This is a genomic window from Roseomonas sp. SRI_022 (assembly GCF_057586215.1).
This window is the reverse complement of the sequence record NZ_JBYCZL010000006.1, coordinates 135100-146611: the sequence shown is the minus strand read 5'-3', so window position 1 is coordinate 146611 and position 11512 is coordinate 135100. Positions and strand designations below refer to the sequence as shown.

General features: G+C 69.9%; 11 protein-coding genes. 5 read left to right on the top strand and 6 right to left on the bottom strand.

From position 1 onward, the window contains the following. Positions 1–62 precede the first annotated feature (62 nt). From AC2YHJ_RS07915 to AC2YHJ_RS07900, 4 genes are read left to right on the top strand one after another with little or no spacing between them, the layout of a single operon-like run. On the top strand, positions 63–1166 hold the full coding sequence (locus AC2YHJ_RS07915) for a glycosyltransferase (RefSeq protein WP_487395171.1): 1104 nt from the start codon (positions 63–65) through the stop codon (positions 1164–1166). Further along, entirely contained in the window at positions 1121–2620 is a 1500-nt protein-coding gene (locus tag AC2YHJ_RS07910; RefSeq protein WP_487395170.1) for a glycosyltransferase family 39 protein, read from the top strand. The genes AC2YHJ_RS07915 and AC2YHJ_RS07910 overlap by 46 nt, the downstream gene beginning before the upstream one ends. Before the next feature lie 59 nt (positions 2621–2679). Continuing rightward, the gene (gene msrP, locus AC2YHJ_RS07905; protein WP_487395169.1) at positions 2680–3618 is read left to right on the top strand and encodes a protein-methionine-sulfoxide reductase catalytic subunit MsrP; all 939 of its coding nucleotides are present in this window, start codon (positions 2680–2682) and stop codon (positions 3616–3618) included. 1 nt (position 3619) lies between these two features. After that, on the top strand, positions 3620–3889 hold the full coding sequence (locus tag AC2YHJ_RS07900; RefSeq protein WP_487395168.1) for a hypothetical protein: 270 nt from the start codon (positions 3620–3622) through the stop codon (positions 3887–3889). Positions 3890–3917: 28 nt separating this feature from the next. Here the strand turns inward: AC2YHJ_RS07900 and AC2YHJ_RS07895 are convergent, their stop codons facing one another. The 6 genes from AC2YHJ_RS07895 to AC2YHJ_RS07870 form a co-directional block, all read right to left on the bottom strand. Further along, positions 3918–4931 (bottom strand): Bug family tripartite tricarboxylate transporter substrate binding protein, encoded by a 1014-nt coding sequence (locus AC2YHJ_RS07895; protein ID WP_487395167.1) that lies wholly within the window; start codon positions 4929–4931, stop codon positions 3918–3920. An 86-nt stretch (positions 4932–5017) separates the two neighbouring features. Then, positions 5018–5455, bottom strand: a complete 438-nt coding sequence (locus AC2YHJ_RS07890) for an NUDIX hydrolase (RefSeq protein ID WP_487395166.1) — start codon at positions 5453–5455, stop codon at positions 5018–5020. Next, on the bottom strand, positions 5452–6519 hold the full coding sequence (locus tag AC2YHJ_RS07885) for a DUF4340 domain-containing protein (protein ID WP_487395164.1): 1068 nt from the start codon (positions 6517–6519) through the stop codon (positions 5452–5454). Before AC2YHJ_RS07885 ends, AC2YHJ_RS07890 begins: the two co-directional genes overlap by 4 nt. A gap of 13 nt (positions 6520–6532) precedes the next feature. Next, positions 6533–8473 carry a GldG family protein gene (locus tag AC2YHJ_RS07880; protein ID WP_487395163.1) on the bottom strand — a complete coding sequence of 647 codons (1941 nt, stop codon included), beginning with the start codon at positions 8471–8473 and terminating at the stop codon, positions 6533–6535. Positions 8474–8478: 5 nt separating this feature from the next. Further along, positions 8479–9207 (bottom strand): ABC transporter permease subunit, encoded by a 729-nt coding sequence (locus AC2YHJ_RS07875; protein WP_487395161.1) that lies wholly within the window; start codon positions 9205–9207, stop codon positions 8479–8481. Continuing rightward, positions 9207–9935 (bottom strand): ABC transporter ATP-binding protein, encoded by a 729-nt coding sequence (locus tag AC2YHJ_RS07870; RefSeq protein WP_487395159.1) that lies wholly within the window; start codon positions 9933–9935, stop codon positions 9207–9209. Before AC2YHJ_RS07870 ends, AC2YHJ_RS07875 begins: the two co-directional genes overlap by 1 nt. A gap of 575 nt (positions 9936–10510) precedes the next feature. On the opposite strand from AC2YHJ_RS07870, the gene AC2YHJ_RS07865 reads away from it, so the two are divergent. After that, positions 10511–11506: a catalase family protein gene (locus AC2YHJ_RS07865; protein ID WP_487395157.1), complete on the top strand. Its 996-nt coding sequence runs from the start codon at positions 10511–10513 to the stop codon at positions 11504–11506. The last annotated feature ends 6 nt before the right edge of the window (positions 11507–11512 follow it).

Here is an 11512-nt window from a genome sequence, read left to right as displayed (position 1 = left end):
TTGCGCCCGGTGGCTGACCCGCAACCCTTGCCCTTCCGCGCCCGGCAGCGCAGGAAGCGGCCATGACGGAGCCCGCCCCGCCACGACTCGCCGTGGTGATCCCCTGCTACAACGAGGCCGCCAACGTCGCCCCCATGGTGGAGCGGCTGGACGCGGCGCTCGCTGGCATCGCCTGGGAAGCGATCTTCGTCGATGACGACAGTCCGGACGGCACCGCCGCCCGCGCCAAGGCGATCGCCGCGCGCGATCCACGCATCCGCTGCATCCGCCGCATCGGCCGGCGCGGCCTCGCCTCCGCCTGCGTGGAGGGCATCCTGTCCAGCGCGGCGCCCTATGTCGCGGTGATCGACGGCGACCTGCAGCATGACGAAACGATCCTGCCGCAGATGCTCGCGATGCTGGAGGGCGACCAGGCCGAGGTGGTGATCGGCAGCCGCAACGTCGTTGGCGGCGCGATGGGTGAGGGCCTGTCGCCGGTCCGCCGCATGGTTTCCGATGGTGGCGCCGCACTCGCCAATGCTGCCCTGCCGGTGAAGGTCGCTGACCCGATGAGCGGCTTCTTTGCCCTGCCGCGCGACCTGTTCGAAACCATCGCCCCGAAGCTGACCGCGACGGGATTCAAGATCCTGCTCGACATCCTGCTCTCGGCCGGGCGGCCGCTGCGCGTCGCCGAGATCCCCTACACCTTCCGCGCGCGGGAAGCCGGCGAGAGCAAGCTCGACGCCGCCGTGCTGCTGGAATTCGGCGGACTGCTGGCGGACAAGGCGCTGGGCGGGATCGTGCCGCTGCGCTTCATGGCCTTCGCATTGGTGGGCGGCATCGGCGTGCTGGTGCATCTGCTGGTGCTCGGCCTGCTGCACGGGATCGGGCCACTCGGCTTCTGGCCGGCGCAGTGGATCGCCACCTTCGTCGCCATGACCGCGAATTTCCTGCTCAACAACCGCATCACCTATCGCGACCGGCGGCTGCGCGGGGCTGCGCTGCCACGCGGGCTGCTGCTGTTCTACGTCGTCTGCGGCATCGGCGCGGCGGCCAATGTCGGCATCGCCGGGCTGCTGCTGCGCGACGGGCTGCTGAACTGGGGGCTTGCCGGCGCGGCGGGGGCACTGCTGACGGTGGTGTGGAACTACGCCGTTTCCTCGACCCTGGTGTGGCGGCCGCGCTGATGGGCTGGCTCGCCGCCCTGGCGGCGCTGACGCTGCTGCGCCTGGTCGTCTGCGCCATCCTGCCGTTGGCGCCGGACGAGGCCTATTACTGGGTCTGGTCCCGCGATCTGCAGGGCGGCTACCTGGACCACCCGCCGATGGTGGCGCTGTTCATCCACGCCGGGACGTTCCTGGCCGGGGAGACGGCGCTCGGCGTACGGCTGATGGGGCCCCTGTGCCTGGCGATCGGCTCGGTGATGCTGGCGCGCGCGACGGAGGATCTGTTCCCCGGCCGCAAGGCGGGCCCCTGGGCGGCGGCGCTGTTCAACGCAACGCTGCTGGCCGGCGTCGGCGCGGTGGCGATGACGCCCGACACGCCGCTGATCGCCTTCTGGACCGCCACGGTCTGGGCGCTGGCGCGGCTGCACCGCAGCGGCGACGGGCGCTGGTGGCTGGCGGTCGGCGCCTTCGCGGGTGCGGCGCTGCTGTCGAAATACACCGCGGCGCTGCTCGGCCTCGGCATCGTGCTGTGGCTGCTGCTGGACCCCGCGGCGCGGCGGTGGTTCCTGCGTTGGCAACTTTGGGCGGGCGGGGTGCTGGCGGTCGCGGTCTTCTCGCCGGTGCTGCTCTGGAATGCCGGGCATGATTGGGCGTCCTTCGCCAAGCAGGGCGGGCGGGCCGGCACGGTCGAGGCCGGTCGGGCGCTCCGCTACCTCGGCGAATTGATCGGTGGGCAACTCGGCCTCGCGACGCCACTGGTCTTCGTGCTGTGCGTCGCGGGGGTGGCAGCAGCGGCCGCGCGCTGGTGGCGTGAGCGCGACGGCGCGGCGCTGCTGATCGCCGCGCTGACCATACCCGGCGCTGCGATCTTCCTGTGGCAGGCGACGGGCAGCCGGGTGCAGGGGAATTGGCCGGCGATCCTGTACCCGGCGGGCGCCATCGCCGCCGCTGCACTGCTGGCCGCGCCGGGATGGCTGCGGCTGCGGACACCGGCGCTGATCCTCGGCGGCGTGATGACGGCCGGGGTCTACCTGCAGGCCGTCGCCGCGCCGCTGCCGTTGCCTCGGCGCAGCGATCCGACGCTGGCGCGGCTCGGCGGCTGGGACGGGTTCCTGGCGGATCTGGACGCGGCGATGGCGCGCGAGGGTGCGGCGTTCGTGGCGGCGGAGGAGTATGGCCTTGCCGCCGTGCTTGCCTTCGGGCTGCCGCGCGGTCGGGTCGTGATCGCAATGGATCCGCGCTGGCGATATTTTTCGCTGCCCACCCCGGCACCGGGCGTAACCGGCCTGCTGCTACGCAGCGAAAGGCGTGGTGAAGGACCCCCTCTCTGGCCGGATGCGCAGGCATTGCCGGACGGGGTGGGGCGTCTGGTCCGCAGCCGCCATGGCATCGAGGCGGAGGCCTATCGCCTCCACCGGGTCACGACGGCGACGGGCCAGCCCCCGGCGGCGCTCTTGCCAAGGCCGGGGTCCTGACGCGACGCTTGACCTCGGGCCGGGAAGGCCGATCTCCGAGGCATCACGGAGGGTTAGACATGCCGATCCGCATTCCGCGTGGCTGGGAGATCCCTGAAAGCGCGGCGAGCCCCGAGCACCTGGTGTTCGGCCGCCGCAAGGCCTTCGGGCTCAGTGCCGGGCTGATCGCCGCGGCGGGGCCGTTCGCCGCGCAGGCTGCGGATGGCCTGCCGCCGGCCATGCGCAACACGCGCTACGTGGCCGGGCGCGACATTTCCGCCGAGCGCGACGCCACCACCTTCAACAATTTCTATGAGTTCGGCAGTGACAAGAGCATCAGCCGCGAAGCCCAGCGCATGCCCCAGCGGCCCTGGACCGTGAAGGTCGAGGGCATGGTCGAGACGCCGCGCGAATTCGGCATCGAGGACCTGCTGCGGACCATGCCGATCGAGGAGCGCGTCTATCGCCTGCGCTGCGTCGAGGCCTGGTCAATGGTGGTGCCCTGGACCGGCTTCCCGCTCTCGGCGCTGCTGTCGCAGGTGCGCCCGCTTGCCTCGGCGAAGTATGTGGTGTTCGAGACGGCGCAGATGCCCGCGGTCATGCGCGGGCTGCGCCAATCCTGGTATCCCTGGCCCTATATCGAGGGCTGCACCGTCGAGGAGGCCGGCAACGAACTGTCCTTCATGGTCGTCGGCGCCTACGGGAAGCTGCTGCCGCCGCAGAATGGCGGGCCGATCCGCTTCCACCAGCCGTGGAAATACGGCTTCAAGGCCGGCAAGAGCATCACGCGCATCACCCTGACCGACCGGCGCCCGGTGTCCTTCTGGGAACGTATCCAGGCGCAGGAATACGGCTTCTGGGCCAATGTGAACCCCGAGGTGAGCCACCCCCGCTGGAGCCAGGCGAGCGAGCGGGTGATCGGCACCAGCGAACGGATCCCGACCCGGCTGTTCAATGGCTATGGCGATTTCGTCGCTTCGCTGTACACGGGACTCCAGAACGAGCGACTCTGGGCATGAGATGATCCTGCGGCTGATCGGATTGCTGTTCGGCGCCGCGGCGCTGGTGATGGGGCTGTCCTTCGGATGGAGCTGGCCGCTCAGCGCCGTGCTGGGGCGGGTCAATCCCGGCGCGCTGACGAACTTCCAGACCTTCGTGCAGCGCGTCATCGGCCAATGGTCCTGGGACGGGATCTTCGGGCCGGTGCTCGGCATGCCGGCCTGGGGCGCCCCGGCCACGATCGGCCTGATGTTGTTCCTGATCAGCGCGATGCGGCCCGGGCGGGGATAAGCGAGGCCCCGCGCCGGGTCCCGGGGCGCTATTCGATGCGGGCGCCGGAGATCTCCACCAGCCGCTGCCAGCGCGGCGTCTCGTCGCGGATCAACTGCGCCGCCGCCGCCGGGCTGTCGCTCAGCACGATGCCATAGCCGAGCGGGCGCAGCCGCGCGACGAATTCGGGCTGGCGGGCGACGGCCTGGGTCGCTTCGAACAGCCGTTGCACGATCGGGGCGGGCGTGCCGCCGGCCGCCGAGACGACGTTCCAGTTGACCAGCGAATGATCGCCGAGGCCGAGATCGGCGAACGCCTTCATGCCCGGCAGGTTCGGCAGCAGCGGAATCGGGTCGGCGGAGGAGACGGCGAGCGCCTTGAACTTGCCGCTCTCCACATGCGGCATCAGCGCCGGCATGACGTCGAACATCATGTCGATGGTGCCCGCCACCAGGTCGTTGATGGCCGGTCCGCCGCCGCGATAGGGCACATGCAGGATCTTCGCGTCGGCGAAGCGGTTGACCGCTGAGATGTTCAGGTGGGACGAGGTGCCCGAGCCCGAGGAGCCCATGCGGAGCTGCTCGGGATGGGCGCGGGACCATTGGATCAGCGCGCGGAAGTCAGTCCATCCGTTGCGCTGCGCCGTTTCGGCATTCACCACGCAGAGCAGCGCGCCGTCCGTCAGCTGCGTGATCGGCATCAGGTCGCGCTGCGGGTTGAAGGGCATGCGCGCATGCATGAACTGCGCGGCGCAATAGGTCGTCGCGCTCAGCAGGCCGATGGTCGCACCATCCTTGTCGGATTTGGCGACGGCATCCGCCCCGATCAGCCCGCCGGCGCCGGCCCGGTTCTCGACCACGACGGTCTGGCCGAGCACGGGGCCGAGGCGTTCGGCAAAGAGCCGGCTGGTGATGTCCACCGCGCCGCCGGGCGGGAAGGGCACGATGGCGCGCATCGGGCGGCCGCCGGCGATGGGTTGGGCGTGAAGGAGGCCCGGCGCGGCGAGGACGCTGGCAGCGCCACCGAGCAGGGCTCGGCGGTGGACGGATCGGATGGTCGCCATGGCTGGAGTCTCCGGCTTCATTGATTGACGCGGCGGAGCCTGCCGCGACTGCGCCCGGCGGGGAAGGGGCGCCCCGTCGGCCAAGGTCAGCCGCGGGACAGCGCGTCCCGCGCCGCGGCGATGGCGCGATGGGTCGCTGGCGTCAGGTCGTAGCCGGCGAAGTCCTCCGGCGCGGCCCAGGCCACCTCGCTGACATCGTCGCCGGCGCGTGCCTCGCCGGCGATCCAAACCGCTGCGAAGTCGATGATCGTGTAGTGGTACAGCGCACGGCCATCGTCATCGCGGCTGATGGCATCGACGACGATGGCGAGCGCCATGGGGCCGACCTCGACGCCGGCTTCCTCATGCAACTCGCGCCGGGCGGCTTCCTCGGCGGTCTCGCCGACATGCTGCGCGCCGCCGGGCAGGGACCAACTGCCGATGCGCGGCGGCTTGCCGCGGCGCACGAGCAGCACCTGCTCGCCACGAAAGACTATGCAGCCGATACCGACCCAGGGTCGGTCGGGGTATTCGCGGCCGGTCACTGCGGCCGAGCGGGCGTCTCGCCCTCGGGCGCCTCGGCGCCCGGGGCTTCGGCCGGGGTCGGCGTCTCCTCCTGCCGGCGCAGGTCCGTGATCTGCGGGACGAAGGATTTCTCCTTCCACGGCCCGACCTGATAGGCCCAGCCGCGCCAGCGGGCATTGAAGCGCGTCGCCTCGTCGTCGCCCTCGGCGGCCAGCGTGATCCAGATCGACTCACCGTCCTTGCGCGGGCGCACCACGATGGCGAGGTTGTCGGTCAGTTCGAAGCGGCCTTCGCCCAGCGCCTCGCCTGGGATCTCGGCCTCGGGCTTTACGTCGAGGAAGGTGAGGAACTCGAAGGCGCGGCCGACCTCGTCGAGGTTCGTCTCATCGGTCGGCGGCGCGTCGGCGGGTTCGGTGACCTGCAGCTTGCCGTCGGGTTCGCCGGTGCGGGTCAGCACCAGCGGCGGCTGGCCGGTGCGGTTCACCGCCACGCGGCGGACACGCTCACGCGGGATATTCGCGATGTCGCGGTCGAGCCAGAGTTGCGGGTCGGAATCGACGGGGATGCGGCCTTCAGCGAGCCAGGCCTGATTGTCGCCGGGGCGGCGCACGAAGGCGCTTTCCGGCACATTGCCCTGGGTGCGGACGCGGCGGCGGCCGATGACGAGTTCGGCGATCACCGCGCCCTGCGCATCCAGGACGCGCAGCAGCGTCGCGGTCGATCCCGCCTTGGTCGGATCATCGAGGCCGAGCCGGTCCAGCATCTCCGGATTCGCCGTGCGCGGTTCGATCAGGCGCAACTCGGTCAGGCCGGTGAGCAATTCGCGCACCTTCTCCTGCCGCACCGGATAGCTACCCTTGGCGGGCAGCACCCAGGTGTCGCCACGGCGCGTGACCTCAAGCGTGCCGTCATGGCGGGTCGCGACGATCTTCGCCGCCGCCTGGAGCCGCTGGGCGAGACCAGGGAAGGCGAGCGCCGCGCCGCCCGGGGAGGGCGCCGGCACTTCGTTCGGGTTCAGCAGCAGCGCGCCGCCGACAGCGACGACGGCGGCGCCGCTGAGAAGAAGAAGGGTGCGACGTTGCATGGGTCGTTCCCCCTCAGGACCGCGCGGCGCTGCGCCGGCGCGACCGCACGACGCCGAGGCCGATGGCGAAGACCGCGAGAAGCAGTGGCACCGCGGCGATGTTGAGGATGCGGATCCACACCTCCATCCCCTCGATGTCGCGGCGCAGGTCGAGCTGCACGGCGCGCAGCTGCTGGCGCGTCTGCAGGATCTGCGCGCGGGCGGCGTCGATCTCCGCGCGCTGTTCCGGCGTGATCACCGCGGCACCCTGGCCGCGCTCACCGCCCTGGCCCTGGCGGAGTTCGCGCAGGCGGCGTTCGGTCTGCTGCAGGCGTTCGGTCAGCTCGCGCTCGGTCTGGCGGAAGCGCGCATCGGCGTCGCGGCGGATGTCGTCCACCACCGTGAAGGGGCGGATCGATTCACCACGGGACCGCAGCGAGATCAGCGCATCGCCGCCCGCGAAGGTATCGACCAGGTTCGCTACCAGCGAGCCGTTGTCGCTGAATGGCGTGGCCACCTGCTGGCCGAAGAAGTCCTGCACGCGCACCCAGAAGCGGTCTTCCAGAACGTCGGCATCGGCGAAGACAACGAAGTTGGCGGCACCCTCGCTGCGCGCGCGATGGGCAGGGAAATCGGCCGGGCGCTCCGCCCCTTCGGGGACCGGCGGCGGGCCATCGGGGAAGGCGGAGGTCAATTCGCCCCGCACCCGCGCGGCGATCGTCCGTTGCAGGTTCTCGGGGCGGAATTCCGCCAGGATGCGCGCCGGATCGGGGTTCTCGCGCACGCGCTCGACATTGGCGAGCATGCTGCGCGTGCTGCTCTGCAGCAGTGGCACGAAATCGATGCTCGCCCCATCGCGCCGGCGCAGATGGCCGGCCGAGGCGACCGTCACCTGGTTCAGCTGCGCCGTCGCCACCTCGGCATTGTTGATGGAATCGCCCTGCATGTTGAACCAGGCGAGGTAATCCACCGCCTGCACCCGGTCATTCGGGTTGGCGCGCACGCGCCAGGCGCCGCGCAGGTCGAGCACCACCGCTTCGTTCGGCGCATCGATGCCCCAGGCATTCAGCAGGCGGTTCAGTTCGGAGGCGGTGCTCGCCGGCGGGCGGCCGCCAGGGCCGGGGCGCCCAGCCTGGCCTTCCGAATGCGGATCAACGAAGACGATCAGCTTGCCGCCGCGCATGACGAACTGGTCGATCGCGTATTGCGTCGCATCCGGCAGGTTCTGCGGATGCACCACCATCAGCACCTGTACCGTCTCCGGGATGACCTGCGCATCCAGCGCCACATCCTGCACGGTGTAGAACTGCCGCAGGGTCTGCATCACCGCATAAGGCTGCGGTGCCGGACCGCCGCGCATCATCATCATCATGCGCGGATCGCCGTTCATCGGCAGGGAGGACATGACGCCGACCACCGGCCGCCGCGGATTCGACAATTCATAGACCAGCCGCGTCAGGTCGAATTCCAGGAAGCGTTCGCGCTCGGGCTGGAAGAAGGGGATCGACCGCTCATCGTCCAGCATGTTGCTGCCGGCGAGGCCGAAATAGATCTGCTCGCCCGACTGGTCGACCGGCACGCCCTGCATGCCGAAGGCGAGGGCGCGGTCCTCGGTCTCGCTGAAGGGCTCGGGGTCGAGCACTTCCAGTCGCACCTTACCGCCGGAGACGGCAACATATTCCTCGAGCATCGCGCGCACGCGCTCGGCATAGGAGCCATAGGCCGGTACCGCCGCGCCAAGGCGACGGGAATAGAACAGCCGCAGCGTCACGGGATCCTGCAAGCCGCGCAGCACGGACGCCGTGCCGCCCGACAGCGTGTAGAGATGCTGCTGCGTCAGGTCGATGCGCACCCGCGGCGCGAGCCGGTCCGCCAGCATGTTGACGCCGACCGCAAGGGCCGCGGCCGCGACCAGGCCGAGCGCCGAGGACCAGATCCGGCGCGTGCCCGGACGGGGGGAGGAAGTGCCGCTCATCTCGGTCAATCCGCCTTCCGGTGGTCGATGACCACGGCATTCACGAACAGGAAGAAGCCCATGAAGGACCCGAAGAACACGATGTCGCGCAGGGCGATGACGCCGCGCGTCAGGCTGTTGAAGCGTTCGGTGATGGACACCGCGCGCGCCACCTCGGCGAGGACGGGCATGCGCTGGGACAGGAACTCGGTCACCACCGGGCTGCCCGCCGCGGCGAAGACGAAGCAGACGGCGACCGCCAGCACGAAGGCGACGACCTGGTTCTTGGTCATCGCCGACATCGCCGCGCCGACCGCGAGGAACGCCCCGGCGACCAGCAGGCAGCCCGCATAGCCCGCGAGGATCACGCCGTTGTCGGGGTTGCCGAGGTAGTTGACCGTCAGCACCAGCGGGAAGGTCAGTGCCAACGCGATGGCACAGAAGGCCCAGGCGGCGAGGAACTTGCCGAGCACCGCCTGCCATTGCGGCAGCGGCAGTGTCAGAAGCAATTCGATCGTGCCGAGCCGGCGTTCCTCCGCCCACAACCGCATGGTCAGGGCCGGGACCAGGAACAGGAACAGCCAGGGCACGAAGGTGAAGAACGGCCCTAGTTCCGCCTGCCCGCGAGCGAAGAAGCCGCCGAGCGTGAAGGTCAGCGCGCCCGCCATCATCAGGAAGATGACGATGAAGACATAGGCGACGGGGGTGGCGAAATAGCCGGCGAGCTCGCGCCGCGCGACGATCAGCGCGCCCATCAGGCGGCTTCCTTCGGCATGGTCAGGTCGCGGAACACCTGTTCCATCGACTGTCCCGCGGCGACCAGCGCCTGCGGCGTGGAGTCCGCCAGCACGCGCCCGCCCGCGATGATGATGGCGCGCGAGCACACGGCATCCACTTCCTCGAGGATATGGGTGGAGATCAGGATCGCCTTCTGCGGCGCCATGCGGCGGATCAACTGCCGGACCTCGTGCTTCTGGTTGGGGTCGAGGCCATCGGTGGGTTCGTCCAGCACCAGCACGGGCGGGTCGTGCAGCAGGGATTGCGCGAGGCCGACGCGGCGCTTGAAGCCCTTGGACAGCGTCTCGATCGGCTGCAACTGCACGCCTTCGAGCTGGGTGAGTTCCATCGCATCCTCGACCCGCTCCGCGGCCTCGATGCCGCGATACCCACGGATGCGGGCGACGAATTTCAGGAAGGCGGTGACGGTCATCTCGGGATAGGTCGGCGCGCCTTCGGGCAGATAGCCGAGGCTGCGCTTGGCCGCGACCGGCGCGTCAACGACATCCTTGCCGCAGATCCGCGCGGTGCCGACGGTCGGCGTCACGAAGCCGGCCAGCATCTTCATGGTGGTGGATTTGCCGGCGCCGTTCGGGCCGAGGAAGCCCACGACTTCGCCCCGGTCCACCGAGAACGACACATCGTCCACGGCCGTGAAGGCGCCGAAGCGCTTGGTCAGGCGCTCGATCTCGATCAAGGCGGGCAAGGCGGGACTCCCCTGTGGTCGCCAATCCGGTCGGTGGGCTTTGCGGGCGGCCGGCGATTTGACCCGTGCGGGGACGGGATGCAACCCCCCGGCACGTAACGCGGGTCGCAGACGGTGCGCGGCCGGATCGAGGATACAGGCCGGGAGAGGAACCCCCATGCGCCACGCCGTCCTGCGACTCGCGCTGCTCGGGATCGTGCTTGCGGCGGCCGGATGCAGCGGGCGCTGCGGCATCTTCGACCGCGGCTATCCGCTCTGCGGCGTCTAGCCTGCGTCGGGCGGGGCCATGCTGACGTCCGGACCGAAGACCGCGAGCGGGATGTGGATCGCCGGGCAAGACGGCATCGCCAGAGTCGCGTCACAGTCCGGGGTCCTTCGGGGCCGCGATTCGGACAACGAGGCGCCGGCAACCGGCGATTGCCACATGGGCGCGACCTTGGCGATCTGCCGCAAGCTGCGGCTGTTCTTGCCTGGCTGTCATCAATGCGGAAGCGCATGTTCCAGCCCGAATTCACTTCCGCGGATCGTCCAAGGGTTCTATTTGTTCCGTTATCAAAATCGATGGCGCCAACAGCATGGAGGACCGCGACGTGGAGCAGGTGCCTTCAGGGGAAGCGGAGGCCATCGCCCTCATCGTTGCCGAGGCCGAGCGGCGGGTGCGGGAGGCGGCGCAGGATGCGCCGGCGCGACGCGACGCCCATCCGAAGCCGCACGGCATCGTCAAGGCCAGCTTCCGGGTGCTCGATTCCGTGCCGCCGGAATTGCGTGCCGGCGTCTTCGCCGAACCCCGCGAGTTCGAGGCCTGGATCCGCTTCTCCAACGGGTCCGAAACCCCGGCGCCGGATGCCAAGGGGGATGGTCGCGGAATGGCGATCAAGCTCCTCGGCGTAGCCCGGTCGCCCTCCGGCACGCAGGACTTCGTGCAGATCAACTTCCCGGCATTCTTCGTGCGCGACGCAGCGGATTACGTCGCCTTCACCACCGCGAAGCCGAACTGGCGGTTCTTCGTGCCAGGTCTCAACCCCTTCGGTTGGCGGCTGCGCGAGGCGCTGACCGGCCTGCGGATCACGCGGCAGCCCGCGCGCAATCCGCTGAACATCCAGTATCACACCATGACACCACTGTTGTGCGGCGGGGTCGCCTGCAAGGCGTCGTCGCGCCCGGTCCCGCCGTTGTCGCCGCATGAGGCGACCGAGGGCGCCGACTTCCTCCGCGCGAACCTCGCGGCGCATCTGGCGCAGGGGCCGGCGCAGTTCGATTTCCTGCTGCAGCCGCAGACCGACCCGCAGGCCCAGCCCATCGAGGACCCCCGCATCATCTGGGATGAGACGGCCGCGCCCTTCGTGCCCGTCGCGCGCATCATCATCCCGCAGCAGGTCTCCAACACGCCCGAGCGCGACCGCTTCGGCGAGAACCTGTCCTTCACCCCATGGCATTGCCTGCCGGAGCACCGCCCTCTCGGCGGCATCAACCGGGTGCGGCGGGCCGTCTATGAGGCGATCTCGGTACTCCGCCACGAGATCAACGGCGCGCCGCGCGCCGAACCGGTATCCACCGAGGAGCAGGCCTGAAGGGAG

Bases quoted from the DNA above. Each gene is read 5' to 3' on its own strand.
- AC2YHJ_RS07915 (WP_487395171.1), top strand. From the start codon at position 63: ATGACGGAGCCCGCCCCGCCACGACTCGCCGTGGTGATCCCCTGCTAC.
- msrP (WP_487395169.1), top strand. From the start codon at position 2,680: ATGCCGATCCGCATTCCGCGTGGCTGGGAGATCCCTGAAAGCGCGGCG.
- AC2YHJ_RS07900 (WP_487395168.1), top strand. From the start codon at position 3,620: ATGATCCTGCGGCTGATCGGATTGCTGTTCGGCGCCGCGGCGCTGGTG.
- AC2YHJ_RS07895 (WP_487395167.1), bottom strand. From the start codon at position 4,931: ATGGCGACCATCCGATCCGTCCACCGCCGAGCCCTGCTCGGTGGCGCT.
- AC2YHJ_RS07885 (WP_487395164.1), bottom strand. From the start codon at position 6,519: ATGCAACGTCGCACCCTTCTTCTTCTCAGCGGCGCCGCCGTCGTCGCT.
- AC2YHJ_RS07880 (WP_487395163.1), bottom strand. From the start codon at position 8,473: ATGAGCGGCACTTCCTCCCCCCGTCCGGGCACGCGCCGGATCTGGTCC.
- AC2YHJ_RS07875 (WP_487395161.1), bottom strand. From the start codon at position 9,207: ATGGGCGCGCTGATCGTCGCGCGGCGCGAGCTCGCCGGCTATTTCGCC.
- AC2YHJ_RS07865 (WP_487395157.1), top strand. From the start codon at position 10,511: ATGGAGGACCGCGACGTGGAGCAGGTGCCTTCAGGGGAAGCGGAGGCC.